Annotated in this window: 25 protein-coding genes and 2 tRNA genes; 24 read left to right on the forward strand and 3 right to left on the reverse strand. The window is 34.5% G+C overall.

Annotated elements, in window-relative coordinates; all coding sequences use genetic code 11:
• Nucleotides 1-19: 19 nt before the first annotated feature.
• The 21 genes from COX77_00630 (at nt 20) to COX77_00730 (ending at nt 17,975) form a co-directional block, all read left to right on the forward strand.
• Entirely contained in the window at nt 20-259 is a 240-nt protein-coding gene (locus COX77_00630; protein ID PIZ99730.1) for a hypothetical protein, read from the forward strand.
• Nucleotides 260-276: 17 nt separating this feature from the next.
• Complete coding sequence (locus COX77_00635; GenBank protein ID PIZ99731.1) at nt 277-966, forward strand: hypothetical protein; 690 nt, start codon at nt 277-279, stop codon at nt 964-966.
• 94 nt (nt 967-1,060) lie between these two features.
• The gene (locus COX77_00640; GenBank protein ID PIZ99732.1) at nt 1,061-1,948 is read left to right on the forward strand and encodes a hypothetical protein; all 888 of its coding nucleotides are present in this window, start codon (nt 1,061-1,063) and stop codon (nt 1,946-1,948) included.
• A gap of 18 nt (nt 1,949-1,966) precedes the next feature.
• Nucleotides 1,967-3,013, forward strand: coding sequence for a hypothetical protein (locus tag COX77_00645; protein PIZ99733.1), 1,047 nt, complete (start codon nt 1,967-1,969; stop codon nt 3,011-3,013).
• 5 nt (nt 3,014-3,018) lie between these two features.
• Complete coding sequence (locus tag COX77_00650) at nt 3,019-4,509, forward strand: hypothetical protein (GenBank protein ID PIZ99734.1); 1,491 nt, start codon at nt 3,019-3,021, stop codon at nt 4,507-4,509.
• 10 nt (nt 4,510-4,519) lie between these two features.
• The gene (locus COX77_00655) at nt 4,520-4,912 is read left to right on the forward strand and encodes a hypothetical protein (GenBank protein PIZ99735.1); all 393 of its coding nucleotides are present in this window, start codon (nt 4,520-4,522) and stop codon (nt 4,910-4,912) included.
• The gene (locus tag COX77_00660) at nt 4,909-5,091 is read left to right on the forward strand and encodes a hypothetical protein (protein PIZ99736.1); all 183 of its coding nucleotides are present in this window, start codon (nt 4,909-4,911) and stop codon (nt 5,089-5,091) included. The genes COX77_00655 and COX77_00660 overlap by 4 nt, the downstream gene beginning before the upstream one ends.
• A gap of 33 nt (nt 5,092-5,124) precedes the next feature.
• Nucleotides 5,125-5,391, forward strand: coding sequence for a hypothetical protein (locus tag COX77_00665; GenBank protein ID PIZ99737.1), 267 nt, complete (start codon nt 5,125-5,127; stop codon nt 5,389-5,391).
• An 11-nt stretch (nt 5,392-5,402) separates the two neighbouring features.
• On the forward strand, nt 5,403-5,693 hold the full coding sequence (locus COX77_00670; protein ID PIZ99738.1) for a hypothetical protein: 291 nt from the start codon (nt 5,403-5,405) through the stop codon (nt 5,691-5,693).
• A gap of 37 nt (nt 5,694-5,730) precedes the next feature.
• Nucleotides 5,731-6,984, forward strand: a complete 1,254-nt coding sequence (locus COX77_00675; GenBank protein PIZ99739.1) for an aminoacetone oxidase family FAD-binding enzyme — start codon at nt 5,731-5,733, stop codon at nt 6,982-6,984.
• The gene (locus tag COX77_00680; GenBank protein ID PIZ99740.1) at nt 6,971-7,393 is read left to right on the forward strand and encodes a hypothetical protein; all 423 of its coding nucleotides are present in this window, start codon (nt 6,971-6,973) and stop codon (nt 7,391-7,393) included. Before COX77_00675 ends, COX77_00680 begins: the two co-directional genes overlap by 14 nt.
• Nucleotides 7,394-7,406: 13 nt before the next feature.
• Nucleotides 7,407-7,934, forward strand: a complete 528-nt coding sequence (locus COX77_00685; protein PIZ99741.1) for a hypothetical protein — start codon at nt 7,407-7,409, stop codon at nt 7,932-7,934.
• 59 nt (nt 7,935-7,993) lie between these two features.
• The gene (locus tag COX77_00690) at nt 7,994-8,452 is read left to right on the forward strand and encodes a hypothetical protein (protein ID PIZ99742.1); all 459 of its coding nucleotides are present in this window, start codon (nt 7,994-7,996) and stop codon (nt 8,450-8,452) included.
• Nucleotides 8,453-8,514: 62 nt separating this feature from the next.
• A complete protein-coding gene (locus tag COX77_00695) occupies nt 8,515-8,904 on the forward strand; it encodes a hypothetical protein (GenBank protein ID PIZ99743.1) in 390 nt (129 codons plus the stop codon).
• 20 nt (nt 8,905-8,924) lie between these two features.
• Complete coding sequence (locus COX77_00700; protein ID PIZ99744.1) at nt 8,925-9,350, forward strand: hypothetical protein; 426 nt, start codon at nt 8,925-8,927, stop codon at nt 9,348-9,350.
• A 2-nt stretch (nt 9,351-9,352) separates the two neighbouring features.
• Entirely contained in the window at nt 9,353-10,051 is a 699-nt protein-coding gene (locus tag COX77_00705; GenBank protein ID PIZ99745.1) for a hypothetical protein, read from the forward strand.
• The gene (locus COX77_00710) at nt 10,038-11,276 is read left to right on the forward strand and encodes a hypothetical protein (GenBank protein ID PIZ99746.1); all 1,239 of its coding nucleotides are present in this window, start codon (nt 10,038-10,040) and stop codon (nt 11,274-11,276) included. Before COX77_00705 ends, COX77_00710 begins: the two co-directional genes overlap by 14 nt.
• Nucleotides 11,266-13,848 carry a hypothetical protein gene (locus COX77_00715; protein ID PIZ99747.1) on the forward strand — a complete coding sequence of 861 codons (2,583 nt, stop codon included), beginning with the start codon at nt 11,266-11,268 and terminating at the stop codon, nt 13,846-13,848. The genes COX77_00710 and COX77_00715 overlap by 11 nt, the downstream gene beginning before the upstream one ends.
• Nucleotides 13,849-14,081: 233 nt before the next feature.
• A complete protein-coding gene (gene mviN, locus COX77_00720; GenBank protein ID PIZ99748.1) occupies nt 14,082-15,674 on the forward strand; it encodes a murein biosynthesis integral membrane protein MurJ in 1,593 nt (530 codons plus the stop codon).
• Nucleotides 15,667-17,454, forward strand: a complete 1,788-nt coding sequence (locus COX77_00725; GenBank protein PIZ99749.1) for an elongation factor 4 — start codon at nt 15,667-15,669, stop codon at nt 17,452-17,454. Before mviN ends, COX77_00725 begins: the two co-directional genes overlap by 8 nt.
• Nucleotides 17,455-17,576: 122 nt before the next feature.
• The gene (locus COX77_00730; GenBank protein PIZ99750.1) at nt 17,577-17,975 is read left to right on the forward strand and encodes a hypothetical protein; all 399 of its coding nucleotides are present in this window, start codon (nt 17,577-17,579) and stop codon (nt 17,973-17,975) included.
• A gap of 48 nt (nt 17,976-18,023) precedes the next feature.
• On the opposite strand, the gene COX77_00735 is transcribed toward COX77_00730, so the two are convergent.
• Together COX77_00735 and COX77_00740 are read right to left on the reverse strand one after the other, a co-directional pair.
• A tRNA-Thr gene (locus COX77_00735) sits at nt 18,024-18,098 on the reverse strand.
• A gap of 125 nt (nt 18,099-18,223) precedes the next feature.
• Nucleotides 18,224-18,297, reverse strand: a tRNA-Gly gene (locus tag COX77_00740).
• Between the two features lie 739 nt (nt 18,298-19,036).
• Here COX77_00740 and COX77_00745 point away from each other — a divergent pair.
• The 3 genes from COX77_00745 to COX77_00755 are packed head-to-tail and all read left to right on the forward strand — an operon-like array spanning nt 19,037 to nt 21,020.
• Entirely contained in the window at nt 19,037-19,420 is a 384-nt protein-coding gene (locus tag COX77_00745) for a septal ring lytic transglycosylase RlpA family lipoprotein (GenBank protein ID PIZ99754.1), read from the forward strand.
• A complete protein-coding gene (gene ftsE, locus COX77_00750; GenBank protein ID PIZ99751.1) occupies nt 19,417-20,094 on the forward strand; it encodes a cell division ATP-binding protein FtsE in 678 nt (225 codons plus the stop codon). The genes COX77_00745 and ftsE overlap by 4 nt, the downstream gene beginning before the upstream one ends.
• Before the next feature lie 2 nt (nt 20,095-20,096).
• Nucleotides 20,097-21,020 carry a hypothetical protein gene (locus COX77_00755; protein PIZ99752.1) on the forward strand — a complete coding sequence of 308 codons (924 nt, stop codon included), beginning with the start codon at nt 20,097-20,099 and terminating at the stop codon, nt 21,018-21,020.
• A gap of 66 nt (nt 21,021-21,086) precedes the next feature.
• Here COX77_00755 and COX77_00760 read toward each other — a convergent pair whose 3' ends face one another.
• Complete coding sequence (locus tag COX77_00760; protein PIZ99753.1) at nt 21,087-21,359, reverse strand: 50S ribosomal protein L27; 273 nt, start codon at nt 21,357-21,359, stop codon at nt 21,087-21,089.
• Nucleotides 21,360-21,476 lie beyond the last annotated feature (117 nt).

A 21,476-nucleotide genomic window follows, 5' to 3' on the forward strand; every position in this document is an offset into this window, starting at 1 on the left:
AATAAGTATCAAAGTGAAAATGATCAATATCAAAAACTTAGAAACTGGTGAGATTACACCATTCTATCAATATAAACAGGATAAACTTAAAAATATCAAAAAAGATTGTTTGTCCGTTACCAGTATTATTGCCAAAAAAGTAATGACAAAAGCAGAGCTGGAGAAGTTAATACTTTCTGAGGCTATAAATGTAGTAAATTTTAATAATAAAAGATATATTAATAAGGTAGAATTGGCTCATTTTTTAAATAGAAAATAATAAATAATTATTTCTATATGGATCCAAAAAAACAACCGCAACTATCAGTATTTAGAAAAATGATTTCGTTGGTAGTTGATTATATTAAAAATTTTAATAGTAGTAATAATTTTTTATCAAAAATGGTTAAGGGCAACTCAACTAAATTACTGATTAATAGTGGAATTGTTTTATTTATTATATTATGTATTTTTGGTATTTTTATATACTTTTATGTTGTCAGGCAAAGTTTAGCGAATGATATAAATAATACTGATTTATTGAATTTTGAAGTTGGTAGTAAATATAGTGATTTATGTGGAGTAAGTGAAACCGAGTGCCCCAGCTTTGAATTTGTAAACGGAATTATTGAAGAGAGATTTAATAATGACGATAACTATGCCAGTATTAATTTGGATCTAGCTTCTAGTAAACGATTTTCGATTACCGTTGGGAGCAAATTAATAAATGTAGCTATTATTCCCTATGATTGGATATGGGCGTCAACTGGTTATGGTGTTTATGTAGTAGATGTTAATCAAAAAAAATCGATAGCCAACATAATTAACGACAAAGATTTATTACAAAGTATTGAAGTAAGTGATGGAAAAATACTATTAAAACTAGAATCCTGGGAGCAAGCAAATATAGTTTATCTAAAATCGTGTAGTTTTAATGATGATTTAAAGAATAAAGAAATAGAATGTGAAATAGTAGATAGTATTTAAATAATTAGCGGTATAAGTTAATAATTTTATGAAACACCCCTTCCAATTTATTCAATCATTATTACTCTCTAAGAAAATATCATTGCGAGAGGTGATGCTAGTTATTGCTATTTTGATAATTTGTATAGTTACACTGTTTTCATATTTAGAATTATTTATTTATGTAGCTGTACAATCATCAAATGTTTATGTGTGGCCTTTATTAATGCTAGTTCCTCTAATTATATTTATATTAAATCCATGGCAGTATGGTTTTAAATCTATTATTATTAAGAGTTGTTTCATTGTTTTAGTATTCTCATTTTTTATTTATACAATTCCGTATACTTGGCAACAGACTTCGTTAATACTTCAGGAGGAAAACAATATAGACACAGATCAGGAAGAATCTGTTGATTATCCAATAGGTATGGTAAATCATCAACCATCTGGTAGGGCATTTGAAATGATTGAGCTCACTAATGGGACTAATAAAATAGATTTGGACAAAGATGGAATAATTGATTCTGTGTTTGTTGCTAAGCGCAATAATGGAGTGTCTTCGCATACTTATAATACATATTTTTTTAGTATGCAATCACCCTCCGAATATTCTAATGAGTTAAAGAAAAACATCTCTTATTGGAACGTGGTAACAATTTGGAAAGTTTATAAAGAAAGCGAAAATGATGAAATGTATAAAGATTATTTGACCTCTACTGAGAATGCCTATGGCTCTTCGCGGGCTATTATTTTGATTGAAGAAAGTAACCAGGCTTCCACTCTTGTGATAGCAGAAAAAGAAATGAGTATTAGGACAGACCCTAATTGGTCTTTTGGAACTCCAGAAAGGGTAGGGTTTCATTTTTATGATTTAAAAGAAAATAACATGGAGGACTATACCAGTGACACTTACTATAAATATCGTGATACAGCATATACTGAAAAAAAATATTCCAATGTTTATAAAGCCATTAATGAAGAGCTAAAAACACTTTACTAGGCAGCTATACTAATCATAATGATTATTGAAGAACAAATAAATAACGAGACTATTATCAAGGATATTTTTAGTTGGTATGGCATTGATATTCGTAATGCTATATTTAACATTGGTGTAAATCCAACTCTTGCTACATATATTTTTGCTACCCCTAGCACCTTGAATGATATTTATCATAAAGATCGTAAACACTGGCTAGAATTAAAAAATGCCTTGCTCATTGCTCTAGATGTGCAGGTAATTAGAATGGTAGTGAAGGATAATATCACCAGTATTGAAGTCCCCAATAAAGAACGAGCCCTAGTTAATTTAGCAGATGAACTATTGTCCGAGACTTACAAAAATTTTGAGTCAGGTCTGATCATTCCTTTTGGACGAGATGGTTTTAATAACTCGCATTTTTATGATTTAAGAAAATTACCACATTTATTAATGGCTGGTGCCACTGGTTCAGGAAAATCTACTTTTTTGAATACTTCCATTATCAGTTTGACGAAAAAACACAGCCCAAAAGAGTTAAATATTATTTTATCTGATGTAAAAAAGGTTGAGTTTGATGCATTCCAGGAATTGCCCCATCTATTGAGACCAATAATTAATGATCACGATCAGATAAATGAAGCGTTTGCTTGGTGTGATCTGGAAGTAAATAACAGACTAAAGATTTTTTCCGATTGTCAGGTGAATAATATTGATGAGTATCATAAAAAACAAATTATGCCTTATATCGTTTTTATCATTGATGAAATTAGTGATTATATAGTCTTCGATGCTTATCATGGCAAAAAATTATTAGCTATGATATTAAAGGTTATGGATCGTGCAGAACAAGTAGGTATTCATTTAATTATTAATTCTTCTCGACCATGCGAAGAGACTTTTCCTATTGATTTGCGAAATAAATTTTTATCAAGACTTGTCTTTGTCACAGCAGGTGAGAGTGATTCTAAGATTGCCTTGGGACAGGGAGGAGCTCAGTCGCTTCTTAGTAAGGGAGATGCGCTGTTTAGGTATAGAAACGCCGATGATCCAATAAGATTACAGCTTCCCTATAGTAAGTCATAAATTATATGCACATCACTGCTTCAAAACTTTATGATTATATGCAATGTCAGCATCGAGTTTGGCGCGATGTTTATGGCCCAGAAGAAGAAAAAATAATGGAAACCAATCCCTTTGTTCAATTGCTTTGGGACAGAGGTGTGCAATACGAAAAGACTATTATTTCTCAAATTGGTGACTATCTTGATTTGTCAGAGGGTGGTCTAGAATATCGATTTAAAAGCACCATAGAGGCTATGAAAAATAAGACTCCTTTGATATATCAGGGCGTTTTGATTGCTGATAATATTTGCGGTATTCCCGATTTACTTAGACTGATGCCCAATGGTACATATATACCAATTGATATTAAGTCCGGTATGGGTTACGAGGGTGTTGACGAAGAAAATAACGATGAGGGTAAGTTAAAAGAACATTATGCTGTGCAACTAGCATTATACTGCGACGCGCTTATCAGGCTTGGTTTTGAGGTAAAAAAGGTAGGTATTATCTATGACATCCATCGCAATGAAGTTATATATAATCTAGAAAATCCCATCGGTAAAGTTAAGAAGATTACCTATTGGCAATTATATGAACAAATTTTGAATAATGTTACTTTACTAATAGAAAATCAAGTACAAAATAAACCGGCTATGGCTGGGACGTGTAAATTATGCCCGTGGTATAACAGCTGTAAAAAGTGGGCGATTCATAATGACGATCCAACATGTCTATTTAATCTAGGTAGAAGTAAACGAGATACTTTATATGAGGATTTACAAATTAATACAATTACGGACATTTTGGCTATTGATGTAAAAGATGCAATGAAACAAAAAGATAGAGATAAATCATTTCTTAATAAGATTGGACAGAAAACTATTGATCAATTTATAGCAAGAGCTAATATCATAAAAAATATAAAAAAACCCGTGGTCTATGAAAAAATTGAATTCCCTCAAGTCAATTATGAATTATTTTTTGATATTGAGGATGATCCGACGCGAGAGTTTATATATTTGCACGGTGTTTATGAAAGAAGTCCTCAGGGTGAGAGATTTCTCGATTTTACCGCAAAAGATATATCGGAAAAGGCAGAGAAAAAGGCTTGGTCAGATTTTTGGCAATATATCAAATCACTTCCAGAAAATAACTTTTCTGTCTATTATTATTCTCATCATGAGAAAACAACATATAGAAAAATGCAAAAACATTATCCCGATGTTATAGCAGAAGATGAAGTAGAACATTTTTTTGCCAACCCCAATGTGATTGACTTATATCAAATTGTAAAAAAACATACTGATTGGCCAGTTGGTAGTTACTCTCTTAAAACATTAGCGCAATACCTTGGTTTTTCTTGGCGCGATGAAACTCCCTCTGGTGCTTTATCTATACGGTGGTTTAATGATTATATAAAGACAAAGGAAGTAAGTAAGTTAGAAAGAATATTGCTTTATAATGAAGATGACTGTAAAGCAACTATGGTTTTAAAAGACGCTATTGAGAAAATATAATTAAAATAGCATGAACCTCTATCTAGACATTGACGGTACGATTATTACTAAGCAAGGTCAGGAAGCAAATCATCTTGAGGAATTTTTGATTTACGCTACTACTAATTATGATTGTTACTGGCTATCTACTCACGTGCAAGGCGATGCCACTGATGCTCTGCGTTATTTAGAATCAGTTGTCTCCGAAAAATCAATGATTTTATTAAAACAATTCAAACCAACATCTTGGTCAAATTTAAAAACTGAAGCAATTGATTTTACTCAGCCCTTTGTCTGGCTGGACGATTGCGTCTTTACCCCGGAAAAAGTAATATTGAAGAACAGAGGAGTTTTGGATAGTTTAATAGAAATAGATTTAAAAAATAATCCGGATCAATTACTAACTTTAATTAAAAAAATATGATATCAGCAAACAATAAACTTATTACAATTTTTGAAGAACATCCCGTTCGCCGCACTTGGGATGCAAAACAAGAAAAATGGTATTTTTCGGTAGTTGATATTATTAAAATTTTAACAAACCAAGCTGATTTTCAACTATCAAGAAACTACTGGAAAGTGCTTAAAAATCGTTTAAATTAGGAGGGTTCTGAAGTGGTTACAAAATGTAACCGGTTGAAATTGGTGGCCGAGGATGGAAAATTACGCATAACCGACGTTGCTGACGTAGAGACAATTTTTCGTCTTCTCCAATCCGTACCATCTCCCAAGGCCGAACCTCTCAAATTATGGCTGGCTAAAGTCGGTTATGAAAGAATGCAGGAAACTATTGATCCGGAACTATCTATTAGCCGTGGTCACAAAAATTGGCAGTTAATGGGACGAAGCCAGAAATGGGTTGAGCAAAGAATGTTAAGTGTGGAAACAAGAAATAAATTTTAATAAATAATAATATGACCAAAACAGAAATGTTATTGTTAGAGATTTTAGCAGAAATTAAAAAAGTTTCTAGCTATTTAGAGAAGCCAGAATTATTAGCGTCAATAGAGGAGAGAGAAAATGAGGCATTTTATTCTGAGACAAAGCATTTATTACTAAATTGTGATACGATAACCACGGCTTATATTCAACGCCATCTCAAAGTTGGTTATGCACGCAGTGCCTACTTATTGGAAAGATTAGTGGCTGAGGGGTATATTAGTGAGCGTCAGGGTACAATACCTGGTAAAGTGTTATTAAAATAAGTACTTACTAAGTTTAATTGGAATATAAAATTATTTAATGCCTAATAAAATAGTTAAAAAAAGTATCTACGATGTTATAGTCATCGGCGGAGGTCCAGCTGGCATGATGGCGGCTGGTAGAGCAGCAGCAAGAGGACAACGCGTTTTGCTATTGGAAAAAAACGATTCATTGGGTAAAAAGCTATTATTAACTGGCGGTGGGCGGTGCAATTTTACTAATAATCAAAGTAGCTTACAAAACTTTTTAGCTAAGTATGGTAAAGACAGCAAATTTTTGTTTTCTACTTTTTCCCAGTTAGATGTCCAGAGTACCATCAATTTTTTTCAAGATCATGGCTTGGCTACTAAAGAAGAAGCAGAGGGTCGGATGTTTCCAGTTTCTGACCGCGCTCAATCAGTACTCGATGTTTTAACAGATTATTTAGCACAAGGTAAGGTCAAAATAATGTTTAACGCTGTAGTGAAAAATATTAATATTAAAAAGAATTTAGTAGTTGTTCGGCTAGATGATTTATCGGAAATTCAAGCGTCATCTTGCGTGGTGGCTTGTGGCGGCGTATCGCGACCAGATACTGGCTCTAGCGGCGAAGGATTTGATTGGCTCAAATCCTTGGGTCACAAAATTATTATTAATGAAATGTCTTTGGTACCAGTAGTGCTCAGTGATTACTGGGTAAAGAATCTCAGTGGCGTTACCCTTACTGATGTTCGTTTGACTATCAGACAGTACAATAAAAATCAAAAGTCGCAAACTGGCAAATTATTATTTACTCATTTTGGTGTGAGTGGCCCAACTATTTTGAATATGAGTAAGCAGATTAGAGAATTACTGAAATATGATAAGGTGGAAATTTTAATTGATTTATTACCACAATACGACCATGGGCAATTAAAAGAAAAAATATTATCCTTAATTAGTGATGACGGTCGAATTAAGGTACGGACGATGTTGATCCAATTAGTGCCAGCTTCTTTAGCTGTAGAATTATTAAAATTAGCGGAAATTGATAATGATACAGTTAATCACCATTTAGAGCGAGATGCTCGTTCACGATTGATTAATTTACTCAAAGCAGTACCTTTACACGTGCAAGGATTACTCGGAGCTGATAAGGCTATAGTATCTTCTGGTGGTGTTGATTTATCCGAAATTGATTGGCAAACTATGCAATCACGTCGGCATCCTCAACTGTTTATTGTTGGCGATATGTTGAATATTGATCGACCTTCTGGTGGTTATAGCTTGCAGCTGTGTTGGACTACTGGCTATGTAGCTGGTGATCATTGTTAAAATAAAATTAATTTATAATAAAATGAAATCTAAAAGTAGTACAGTAAAAAATTACAGGATCATTAGTAGCGTATATTTTATCATCGCTTTAATATTTTTGGCTGGCTTATTTGCCCCTAATGATTTTACAGTTGATGAATTAACAACTTATATTTTTGGTTTACTGTCTATTGGTATTGGGTTGTGGTTAATTATTAACCATGACCGACGTTTAAATTTATCAAGCAAGAAGATCTTTAATTTTATTTTACCCGGTATTTATAATGCTGGAGCACTGGCTGATATGAAGGGAAGTGAAAAATATTTTAACGATAATTTTAAAGAAGTATTACCGAAAAAAAATTATTTTTTAGGAACAATTATTTTATTAGTGGGGATTATTATTGCCGTAGTACCATTTATTATTTAAAAAATAAATATTTATGAAGTTAATTATCGTCCGTCATGGAGAAACAATGGAAAATGCAGATAATATATGTCAGGATCCAACCGGTGGAACCTTGTCACCAAAAGGGATTAATCAAGCTGCGGATCTAGCTAAAGAAATAAGTGGTTTGCCGATAGATTATGTCTTTGTTAGTGATGCGCAAAGAACGGTGGACACTGCTCAAGCCATCTTAAAATACCATCCAGTCGTAAAACTACAAACCGATACCCGGTTACGCGAAAGAGATTGTGGTAATCTTCGAGGACATAAATTTCCTCATGATTGGGATTGGGATAAATTGCCAGCAGACTGTGAGAGCAACGAGCAACTAGTTTCTAAGATTAAGGATTTTCTCACTGATATTTATCCAAGACATTATAATGATACCGTGCTAGTAGTTACTCACGCTCATATTATTAAAGCCTTTTTGATTGTTATAGAAAAATTACCCGTTGATCAATTAAACAAATTTATTGATGTTGATAATACCGGGTTATTAGTTAGGGAAATTAATGAATTGTAATGTTTATTATAGTATTATAAAATATTTTACTAATTAATTAATGATAATATAATAAAATAATGAATAGAGAAAATATCAAATTAAATCAGATAGAAAATCAAAATAAAGTCGAAATCCAAGGCCTTGGGGATTTTGATCAGCAATATTTTGATGAAATCCAAGGCCATGATGATTGGATTGCTCTTGGTAGTGAAGATTACACCAACCAACACTACTTTACAGTCTTTGGTACCAACAACGAAAAATTAGGAATCGTTGGTGTTTATGATACTGATTATGAAAAAAATGTTACTCATACTGTGGTGGATCCTAAATATCGTAATCAAGGTTTGAGTGGGAAGTTTAAGCAGTATTTAATTAAAAAATTGGATCTGCCTTTTATTACTTTGACTATTAGTTTAGATAATATCCCTTCTATTAAAGCGACGGGGAAAATACCCAATGTTCAAAAAATTAGCGATGCTAACTATGAACGGCAGTTTCATAAAGTTAAATATTTGTTAGTCGTGCCAAAATAACAGATGTAATTCAATTCAAATAATAGAGGAGATTCATGCAGAAAATTTAAAAATTTTCTGTTTTGTTTAAAATAAATAAAAATGGTATAATAACAATCGTTATGACAACAGATCAATGGCAAAAAACAAAGGATTTAATCATGGATCGATTCAAAATTGAGAATTCCAGTATTGAGACATTTGAGCTAGAAAATTCTGATCCACCAGCAACCGAAAGCGTTGAAACTATTGAGTTTGTCAAAGACGGTCTGAGATTTAGATTAGAGTATATTATTCGTCCGAGAATGCTGGATAAGAAGACTAATTATTCCAATCGTATCGGTGGCCAAGTGCAGGTTAAAATGCGATATGATTTGACGGATCTGTATGGTTCTTTGCATGTTTATCGATGGCAGAGTGAGGATTGGCAAGAGCTGGATAAAAATATTTTATTTGCCAGTCAAAACAATTAATAAGTTATTAAAATAAAAAAATGCGGCAAACTAAATTTATCTTTTTTCTAATATTAGTAATATTAACCGGGGCATTGATTTTTATTATTCTCGGTGAAAGCCGTAAAGATCAAGTGCCGACAAGCAACAATGACGTGATAAGTAATCTACCATCACCCGAAGTTTTGGTAACGAATTATCAAGCTGCTGTCGGGGCCATATTTGACGAAGCCCGAGGAGTGGTTTTGCAACAGTCAATGACGCGTCAAGATGCGGTTAATGCCATTCGGGAGAAACTATTGGCTTTAAGTGGAGTGCCGAAAGATTGGCAACAAGTTCACTTTCAATTGGTAGTTGCTTTAAGCAAAGATTTTTCTGGACAGATTGAAGAGGCCAAAAAAATGTATTTAGAGCTAGAGCAAGAAGCTCAATGGTTAGCTAGTAGCTTAAATTTTTTAATCCAGTAAGCATGATTTTATTGAATCGAGTATTATCGTTTTTAATTCCCCTAATTTTTTTATTAGCCCAGCTGCTATATTTAAAATACTCGACTATGGTCTATAGTTTAGTTTTTATCATATTCTTATTATTGATATTTTATAACTTATCCTTGCGCCATTGGCAGTTTAGTTCAAAAAATTTATTAACCGCCGGATTAGGAATTATTAATCAAACTATTTTTTTAGTTGCGGTGACAGTTTTCTCTTTATTTGTGCCAGCTAATTGGTTCTATTGGGTATTAACAATAATTTTAACATTGGTTTTTTATTTACAACTAACATATACCTTTCAAAATCAGTATCAATTTTTATTGAAAGGATATCAGTGGCTGAAAGATTGGCAATTTTCTTATATTTTTTTGTTAATCTACATTTTACAGGTACTAGTTTATAATTTTGCTATCTATTTCAACTGGTCAACCTATTGGACATCGGCTGTTAGTGCGGTAGTGATTATTGTTATTTTGGTGCTTAATTCCCAATTTTACAAATTTACTTGGTTGCAGTTACTGTTTATTTTATATTTTGGTTGGCAAATAACATTAGTTTTGGATTTTTGGCCAATGGATGTGTACGCTCGCTCATTAGTAGCATTAGTCAATTATTATTTTATTCTTAATTTAATTATTTATAAGAAATTTTTTCATTACTATTATGAAGCTAAATAAAGAAGAAAAAAAAATTAGCAATGAGCGGGCGGAAACTATTCAAGAAATTTATGCCAGTAGTGACGAAATTCGCATCCCCACCCGTTCTTTGAGTTGGACCGGTCTGATTATCGTCGCGCTGCTGGCCGGATTACTAGCGGGTTTTTTTGGTGGTTATTGGCAAGCTTCAATGAAGCCAGCATATCTTCAGAACAAAACACCAAATGATGAAGTAAAAAAAGTGGATATTTTAACGGCTTTGCAGGAACGAGATTTGAGTGCTAAGCAAAAAACAACGAACGCGCTGATGGACAGCATCGCTCAATCAACAGTTACTTTTTATTGGAAAAATAATAAGGACAACTCCAATTTATTAACGGAAAAAAATGTTTTAGCTCAAGGCTTAGTTATTACCAGTGATGGCTGGCTATTAACTTCGGCCATTTTAGCAAATATTCCCTTGAAAGAAATTTTGGTTATTACTGGTGATCGGCAGGGATATGAGCTGGAGCAAGTTATCAAGGATAACTATACTGGGTTAATTTTAGCTAAAATTAAGGCCGAAAATTTAAAAACACGAAGTATTATTAATGATCAAACTGCTCGCGCCAATGAAGATTTTATTTTGTTAAGAAACACTATGCGACTGGGTAATCCCGAAACGCAGTACGTCAACGTTATTAGTAGTAATTATCGGGCGCTAGGAAGTACTATTTTGGATTATCTCATTAGTACGGAAGAATTATCTTCATATTGGAAACTGAATAAACAAATCAGTACGGAGTACGGTGGTAGTCCGATTTTTACCAGTGATGGTGAAGTTGCCGGTTTGTTAATAAAACAAAAAGAACAAACTGATTTAGTAGTTGCTGGATTTTATTTAAAAAACTTAGTCACTAACTTTTTGAATAGTCAAAACAAACCAATGCATAATTATCTGGGTTTACAATACATTGATCTGGCAGAAATCGTTGGTTTACCGAAGGATCTCCAACGCGGCTACAATCGCGGAGCGCTAATTTATGGCAGTACTGAAGCTGAAGCAATTATCGCTGAGGGTCCTGCGGCTCGTGCTAAACTTCAAAAAGGGGATATTATTTTAGCGGTTAACGATCAGGAACTTAATAGTATTAATAGTTTAAATCAGATTATTCAGGAGTATCCACTAGGCACAACGATTAGTTTAAAAGTATTAACGGCGGCAGGCCAGGAAAAGGATTATATTATTATTTTGGATGTCCAATAAAGATTTAAATAATTTACCAAATAGTACCAATAAAAAGATCGCTAGCATTGATTTGGCTGATCTCGTTATTGACGATCAAGAATTACTTGATTTATTAACTCGCAAAGAAAAGGAAAAGGTCATTTCGCAGTATGAACTAAAAAAATTAATTGAAAATCAAACTGTGAATGATCATTATACGCTACCCGGTACAGCGAATAACAATTCCATTCCAGTTTCTCGATTTGTAATTGATTTGAAAAAGCAAGTTATTGCGCAAACAGAATTACCGCAGCCACCACCACAACCCATTGTTAGTCATTATAGTTTTCAGCGCGCATGGACTTGGCTGAAAAAGGATATTTTTGTCATCACAACACCTATATTTTTACAGCATTGGCGTTCTTGGCCAACTTTTTTGCAAAAACAAAATCGGGTGGTATTTTTCGGAGCCTGGTCGCGTTTAACCATAGTTAATTTAGCTATAATATTTTTGCATCTTGGAAAAAAATTAAATATCCCGTCGCACTATTTATTGCGCTGGTTCTATCGCTTAGATCAACGAGCTAATCTTTGGCTAGAACGCCACTGGTCAGCTACTAATATTAATTTGCGAAACCGTTGGAGTTGGCAGCAAGTTTTTTTCTTTACTTTTGTGTGTTTATTAGTTATTTTACCTATTTCCGGTTTTCATTATTATCAAAAATTAAATAAAACTAAAGGATTGGTTTTGGGTATTAGTCAGGAAGCGGTCAGAAATTTGGAATCTGGTTGGCAAGTTTTACAGCAAGGTGATTGGACTACGGCGCGTGAGAAATTTCAACGGGCTAAATTTAATTTTAATAGTGCTCAGAAAGAGTTGCTAAATTACCACCAAGGATTATTAACGCTCAGTAAAAACATTCCCTATTACGGTGAGCAGTTAAGTGTTGGCAGTAAATTATTGAATATTGGTGATGCCGTAGCCAGTATTGTTACGGCGATGGCTGACATTGACGCTGCTACTGGTGAGCAAAACCCTACTCAATTACTAACCAATCTTCACAATCGAGCGGTTTATATTCAACAACGCTATGCAGAAATAAAACCGTTAATTGCGGAAATCAACCCCAATGTTTTACCCAAAGAGTATCGATCACTGTTTTATCTGTGGCAAAACAGTAATGAAAAAATAGCACAGTATATTAATGAGCTACAAGATTTTACTGTTTGGCTCAATAATTTTTTAGGACAGGATCAGCCTAAAAGATATTTATTACTCTTTCAGAACAGCAATGAACTCCGGGCCACTGGCGGCTTTATTGGTAGTTTTGGTTTACTGGATGTAGCTAATGGCCAAATAAAAAAATTGGATATTCCTGGTGGTGGCTCATATGACCTCAAGGGACAACTGAAAGAATTTGTCTATGCACCCTATCCCATGCAATTAATAGAAAATCGTTGGTTTTTCTGGGATGCTAATTGGTGGCCTGATTGGCCGACAGTAGCTAAGAAAGTCAGCTGGTTTTATGAAAAGTCTGGTGGTCCAACCGTTGATGGTGTTATTGCGATCAATAGTGATGCTTTGATTGATTGGCTGAAGATTTTACCAACTATCAATTTACCAGAGTATCAGAAGGATATTAACGCTAATAACGTGATTATGAGTTTACAACACTACAGTGAATTCGAATATGATAAGGAAACTAATAAGCCCAAACAAATTATCGCCGATTTGGCCAAAGCGTTGTTAGAAAATAGTAGCAAATTATCGCCCACTGAACTATTAGCTTTTGGCAAACTATTGAATCAGCAGTTAGGTAGTCGTCAGATTCAAATTTATTTAGCTGATCAAAAACAACAACAACAAGTAGAAAAACTAGGCTGGTCTGGTAATATCCAGGACAGTAAAAGTGATTATTTGCTGGTGGTTAACCAGAATATTGCTGGTGGTAAGACTGAGAAAGTTGTTAAACAAAAAATTGATTATCAATTAAGCGTTGGTCCGGATTTGTATTTAATTGCCAAGACGGCCATTACGCGTGATCATCAAGGTAATCCCAATGATATTTTTGAGCGACAGCGCAATGTCTCGTTTGTTCGTATTTACGTTCCCTTGGGCGCTGAGCTGATCAGTATTGAGGGTGCTACACCGCCGGATAATAAATTGTTTAGCCGAGAAAAAATAGAATTGCAGCCGGATCGCGACTTGATGGAGCAAGATGGGATTAACTACTTTCAATCTTTTGATCAGTATTATACTGTCCAGCAATTTAATAAGCAGGTTTATGGTCAGTGGCTGATGGTGGATCCCGGTGAAAGCAAAACCATCACTTTTACCTATCGTCTACCGATTAGTATTACTAAAATAGAAAATTCCAATTTTTATCAAAATTTACTTTTTGCCACCAAGTATCACTTAACTTATTCATTGTTATTACAGAAACAATCTGGTCAGGATGAATTTCCTATTCATGTTCAATTTGTTGGTGGTAAAAAGTGGAGCATCTTTAATCTTCAGCAAAATGACGAATTGATTCTTAGCGCCGACAAGGGACTGGATATGACATTCAATCTAGCCAATGATCAAACCCTGTCTTGGGAATTAGAATAATTGTTTTAGCTCTTGTTCTTGACAGGTTAAATTAGTTTATTATACTGATAAAGTCGATTATTATTATAGTCAATAAAAAAAGCGTCCTAATAGAAGACTATGTTGATAATTTTTTTAACCTGAATAAACTCAGGTAAAAAATTAAGAAAATTACGACGTAGAGAATCGCTCCATTAGGACGCGTTTTTTTTCTGGACAAGAATAGAAAATCGTATTATAATTACTAAATAATTATGTTAAAAATGTTCTGGCGAAAGATATCAACTTCCATTACTGGCGGTGCTATACTTATCGCTTTTTTTTCTATCATTGCTAAGATTGTTGGTCTCTTTCGTGATCGACTACTTGCTAGTACCTTCGGCGCTGGCCAGACGCTCGATGTTTACTATGCTAGTTTTCGTTTACCAGATTTTATTTTCAATACTTTAATGTTAGGTGCGTTTGCGGCCGCTTTTATTCCAGTATTTATTAAAACCTGGTCAGCGAACAAAGAAGAAGGTCAAAGATTGATCAACTCGTTGCTCAATTTTTTTATTATTACCATGTTGGTTTTGGTCGGTATTGGTATTGCTTTAGCTCCCACTATTATTGATTTAATTACACCCGGATTTTCTTCAGTGATGAAAACGGAAACAGTTGAATTAACCCGCATCATGTTATTGAGCATTGTTTTCTTTGCTGCTAGTAATATTTTTTCTAGTGTATTAAATGCTTGGCGTAAATTCTTTTTATATTCGTTAGCTCCTATTTTTTATAATATCGGTATCATCAGCGGTATAATTTTTATAGTTCCTTATTACGGTCAGAAGGGTTTAGCCTGGGGTGTATTACTAGGTGCTTTTTTGCATATGATAGCCCAGTTATCTGCTGCTCTGTATCATGGTTGGCGCTGGCAGGCGGCATTACGATTTAGTACCGAAGTAAAGAAAATATTTACTTTAATGATACCGCGAACAATTGGTTTAGGAGCTTCGCAAATTGAACAAGTGGTAATAATGTCCATTGCCTCTACTTTGTCCATTGGTAGTATTGCCATTTTTAATTTAGCTAATAATTTACAAAGTTTTCCCGTTTCCATTTTTGGCATTTCGATGGCCATTGCCACCTTTCCTATATTCTCTCAAGCAATTGCCGATCAAAGAATGGATCATTTCCGCGGTTGCTTTGGTATTAGTTGGCGTAAAATACTTTTTGTCATGATTCCCTTGTCCGTAATGATTTTAGTCACCCGAGCCCAGATTGTTCGTTTATTTTTGGGCAGTGGACAATTTGATTGGGAGGATACCTATTACACAGCACAGGTTTTGGGAGTATTGGCCGTATCTTTGTTTGCTCAGGGCAGTATTCCACTTCTAGCGCGAGCCTTTTATTCCTTAGAGGATACAAAAACACCGCTGATAACCGGTGTTATTAGCGTCTTTATTAATATCGTTCTCGGTATTTATTTATCCCAGCATTTTGGTATTATTGGTTTGGGCATTTCCTTTTCTTTGGCCAATATTTTTAACATGTTAACTTTGTTGTTTATTTTACGAGAACGCATTGGTGATCTTGATGACCATAATTTAATTAACGCCATCATCAAAATGACGATTAATTCCTTTCTGATGGGCCTGGTAATTTATGGCTTATTACATCTTTTATCATCCATAGTAAATATGCATACTTTTTTGGGTATTTTCCTGCAAGCTAGCGTAGCGTTGACGGGCGGATTAATAACTTATTTACTACTTGCTTATCGTGATCAGTTAAATGAATGGAAAATGATCATGGAGCAACTAAAAAAATTTTTACCGAAAAATAGATTAAAGGAAAATCATGAATAAACACCAAGAAAGTATTCGTAATTTTTGTATTATTGCGCATATTGATCACGGTAAATCAACCCTAGCTGATCGTTTTTTGGAGCTGACAAATACCGTCGCGAAACGAGATATGAAAAATCAATTATTAGACACTATGGATATCGAGCGGGAGCGCGGTATTACCATTAAATTACAACCCGTGCGAATGAACTATCAAGGTTATCAATTAAATTTAATTGACACTCCGGGACACGTAGATTTTAACTATGAAGTATCACGCTCATTAGCCGCGGTGGAAGGCGCTATTTTGATTGTGGATGCGACTCAGGGTATTCAAGCGCAAACTCTAGCCAATTTGCATCTAGCTCAAGACCTACAATTAACAATAATTCCCGTTATTAATAAAATAGATTTACCAGCAGCCGATGTGGAATCCGCGGAAAAAGAGTTAATGAAATTATTAAACTGTCCAGCCCAAGATATTATTGCCGTGTCAGCAAAGACTGGTTTAAATGTTGAGCGTATTTTAACAGATGTTATTGCGAAGGTGCCACCACCACCAGAGCTTGACACCCCAGCGCGGGCTTTGATTTTTGATTCTAAGTTTGATGACTATCGCGGTGTGATCGTTTTCGTTCGTTTAGTTTCTGGTCGTTTTGTTAAGGGGCAAAAGATTAGATTGTTAGGCACTGGTGCCGAAACTGAAGTTATGGAAGTTGGTTGTTTTAAACCAACATTACAACCAAGCCCCAGTTTAGAGTGTGGTGAAATTGGTTATATTGTTACCGCTTTGAAAACAATTACCAGCGCCCGAGTTGGTGATACGGTCTCTTTGGTCACGGAGAATACCAAACCACTACCGGGCTATAAAGAGATTAAACCAATGGTATTTGCTGGTTTATTTTGCCGGGAAGGAAACGAATTTAACAAATTACGCAGCGCTATTGAAAAACTAAAGTTGAATGACGCGGCGCTGGACTACCAACCAGAAAACTCCTCAGCTTTGGGCTTTGGTTTTCGCTGTGGATTTTTGGGATTATTGCATTTGGAAGTAGTGCAAGAACGATTACGAAGAGAATTTAATTTAGAATTGATTGTCACCATTCCCGCCGTTGGTTACCGCGTAACATTTACTGATGGCCGGATAGAAATTTTAAGTAGTCCATTAGACTTTTCTGATATCACCAAAGTACAAAAAGTGGAGGAGCCACTATTGCAGGTTGATATTGTCACACCCCAAGTATATTTAGGCAATGTCATGAGTTTATTGCAAGAACGGCGTGCCGATTATATTAATACAGAATACCTTGATGAAAATAGAGCAGTTTTACATTATTTATTGCCTCTTACGGCAATTCTTTCGGACTTTTTTAGTCAGTTAAAAAGCATCAGTTCTGGCTATGCCTCGATGAACTACAATTTTTATGGCTATCAAATTACTGATATAGTAAAATTAGATATCTTGGTTGCTGAGGAAAAAGTAGAACCTTTATGCGCTTTAGTATATCGCGATGAAGCGCAACAGGTTGCCCGGCAAATGGTAGAAAGATTAAAGAAAATAATTCCGCGACAACAATTTGAGGTAAAAATACAAGCTGCTATCGGCGCCAAGATAGTTGCTTCGGAAAAGTTGTCAGCGCTGCGTAAGGATGTGACGGCCAAACTTTATGGCGGTGATGTTACCAGAAAGATGAAGTTGCTCAATAAACAGAAAAAAGGTAAAAGAAAAATGGCCTCTCGCGGTCATGTGCAAATACCTAGTGCTGCTTATCTTGCCGTTCTCAGGAAAAGCGATGATTAGTAATAGAGAAAAGCCATCAGCCAAATCAGCATCGAGCAGATGATAATTATTGCCACCACTCGCCATATCCTTTTTTGCCACTTACGATTGAGCATATTAATTAAATTGAGTTATGATTAATAATGAAAAATAACTTATTTTACAAATTATTTAACAGTAAAGTGATAATATATTTGTTGGCTATCATTATTATACTGTTTATTGCTGTCGCGATCAAAGATATTTATCGACAAAGGGATTTACGCGGTAATTTGAAAAATATTAATCAGCAATTGGCCGATTTAGCTCAAGAAAAAAATGATTTAGCCAATCTATTAAATTATGTACAAAGTAATGATTTTGTTGAAGAAGAAGCCCGTACTAAGCTCAACATGCGGAAACCTGGTGAAAAAGTAATAATTATTTCCAATACAGCGCAAGTGAAAGAATTATTGCCAACACCGCTGACAGTCATTGATCCGTCCGAACAAGATGGTAAAAATTGGCAAAGATGGCTCGATTATTTTTTTGCCGATAAATGATTTTTGGTGATTGATGACGAATTAAATTACTACCACCAATTAATATTATGGAGCCGAGAAGAGGATTTGAACCTCCAACCTACGGTTTACGATACCGTTGCTCTACCGTTGAGCTATCTCGGCACGTCGTTCGCGAACGACGTGCCGAGGCACATCGTAAGCTGATGACTGCAGGTGTAGACTATACTTAATAACTTTTTATAGCCACACTCAAATAATGCAAACAATAAATTAATTAAATTACTTCTTGGAGCGGGTAACGGGAATCGAACCCGTACATCATCCTTGGGAAGGACGTATTCTACCATTAAATTATACCCGCAGTTGTTCAATTATAATATAAACTAATGACATTGACCAGACATAAAATTACCAGCTTTTTTTTAATTTTTGCCGTTTGTATGGCAATTTTTGTGGATGATTTACAAGCCGCAGAAGTAAGTCAAATTGTTACAGTTGGTGACAATCAAAACATACAGATTATATCTTCCGAGGATAATATTTTTTCCAGCCAAATACCAGTTAATGCATTACAGCAGGACGTTGCTGTTTATTTAAACAGTACATCAGCCGAGGTGTTGCCGCCGGGATCTACTCGTTCCAATGCTTATTCATTTTATTTACTATCGGTAGCGTCCTTAAAACAAGCTATTCAATTTAATATAAAATTTTCATCATTTGGGAATACAGCTTTGCAGATATGGTATCGAGAAAACGTTAACGCGACATGGCAACGACAGAAAACAAAAATAGATTCTGTTCATAATTTCGCTTATATCACACTTACTCAGACAGCGGGCCAATTAATTTTGATGGAGCAAGAAAAAATTATTATCAGTCAACCGACAGCAAAAAATAAATACAGTAGTAGTGATCAAATATTTAGTATTATTCCCTTGGCTCCCTGGTCAGGACAAATAGTGCAGATTGATACGCGAAATTTAGAAACCTTGCCGACTCTTGCCGTCATAAATAACGATCTGGTCTATCATTATCAAATTAGTAATACCCACAATAATAAATATAATTTGCAGTTAAAATATCGTCCAGTGTCAGAAAAAATGCCATTACTATATTTTTTAAATGATCAGCAGCAGTGGCAAATGCTAGATAGCAAAATAGATTTAAAAAAAGAATTGATCATAGCAACCACCGAGCAACCAGAATTATTTATCCTCGTTGCTTATCAGCCAGATAGCTGGTTGGGTCGAGCCACCTGGTATCATTATCGTAAGTGTTTATGTGCAGCTTCGCGAGACTATCCCAAAGGTACCAAGTTAAAAGTTACTAATATTAATAATAATAAATCAGTTATAGTCAAAATAAATGATTATGGTCCAGAAAAATGGACAAAAAATTTGATTGATTTAGATGCCGTAGCTTTTAAAAAGATTTCTAGTTTACGAGCGGGTGTGATTAATGTTAAAATAGAGAAAATACCATGATTAAAATTCTCGGAGTTAGTAAAAAATATAATAGTGGCTACACCCTAGATAATATCAATCTGGAAATTAAAGCTGGTGAATTCGTTTCTTTGGTGGGTCAATCAGGAACTGGTAAAACAACTCTGGTCAAATTGATTATCGCTGAGGAAAAGCCGTCTTCGGGGCGGATTGTTATCGGTGGTTGGGATATAACCAAAATTGAACCCTATGAAATACCTTATTTAAGAAGGCAAATCGGTGTTGTTTTTCAGGATTTTAAGCTACTACCTAAGAAAACAGTTTATGAAAACGTTTCTTTTGCTCTGGAAACCTGTGGTTGTAGTACTGATAAAATCAAACAAACAGTTCCGCAGGTTTTGAAAATTGTTAATTTAGAAAATAAAATGGACCGTTATCCTAAACAGTTGTCCGGCGGTGAACAACAACGAGTGGTTATTGCCAGATCTTTAGTTCATAAACCCAAATTATTAATCGCTGATGAGCCCACAGGTAATTTAGATTCTATTAACTCCCGAGAAATTATTGACTTGTTGGTAAAAATTAATCAAATTGGTACTACGGTGCTGTTAGTTACCCATAATCGTGATATTGTTAATAGTTTGAAGAAGAGAGTTATTGCTATTGAAAATGGTAAAATTATTTCTGACCAAGAAAGGGGTCGTTATTTATTATAATTATGTTTTTTCTTGATTTATATCGAACAGTGAAATTTGCCGGTCAAAATTTTTGGCGTAATTGGCTTTTGACCGTTGGCACTACGTCCATTATTACGTTGGCCTTACTTTCAGTTTCCGCTTTATTAATATTCAATCTAATATCGATGCACCTGATAGAAGTCGTGCAATCAAAAACAGAAATTTATATTGACGTTACTAAAGATGCTCAGCAAACGCAAGTGGATTATCTCGTCGAAGAATTAGCTAAGCTGCCTGATGTTAGTCAGGTTAAATTCATTAACGCCGATGACGCCTTAACTAAATTTAAGGAAAGAAATCAAGGTAATGAATTATTATTATCTTCACTGGCGGTCCTTGAGCAAAATCCATTTGCTGGCAGTCTCATGGTCAAGGTTAAGGATCTAAACGATATGCCAAGTTTATTAGCGGAATTAGGTAAGGATGAATATAAAACAATTTTAGAAATTGATAATAGTGAATTTTATCAAACTCGTGATTTGATTAATAATATCGCAAAATATACGGAGCAAATAAGAAAGATTGGTTTTGGTTTAAGTATCTTTTTCATTATCATTGCCGGTATTGTGGTATTCAATACCATTCAAATGGGTATCTATGCTCATCGCGAGGAGATTGGTATTATGAAACTTGTTGGTGCTTCTAATTGGTTTATTCGTACACCATTTTTTTTACAGGGTATTATGTATAGTTTATTTTCGATGTTTATCATTCTATTGCTTATTTTTCCACTGGTCAGCTGGCTACAACCATATTTTGATCAGTTCTTTGGTGATTATTCCACCAATTTAGTACAGTTATTAATGAATAATTTTTTGTTTGTATTTGGTATTGAAATTATTGTGGCTATTTTCATTACCTTTATTGCCAGCACCTTGGCAATGCGTCGTTATCTTAAAATTTAAAGTAATTATTTTATTGTAAATTAAAAAAACCCTTTCTGATCAGAAAGGGTTTTTTGTTCTGAAGAATTAAACGATATCGATATAGGTGGCGGATTTTAATTTACCGTCGTATTTTTTAATAATTTTCTTGCGAAATTTAACCACACCACTATTAGTAGCAAAAATCGAATCATCATTTGCGCGTTTACTGTTGAGACCAGCGCGGAATTTAGTTCCTCTTTGCTTGACGATAATATTACCACTTTTTGCCTTCTCACCAGCAAATAGCTTAACACCGAGACGTTGGGCATTGGAATCACGTAGGTTGGAGGCGGTTCCGCCCGCTTTCTTATGAGCCATATTTGTTTACTAAGATTAATTTTTATAATTTATGTTACTAGATAATATAATAATAATTATATGTTGTCAAGGAAAGCTGGTAATGTGCACACACATATTGCACTTTCTAGTAAACTA

It is taken from the genome of Candidatus Komeilibacteria bacterium CG_4_10_14_0_2_um_filter_37_10 (assembly GCA_002793075.1).
Lineage (GTDB): Bacteria > Patescibacteriota > Patescibacteriia > UBA1558 > UBA1558 > UM-FILTER-37-10.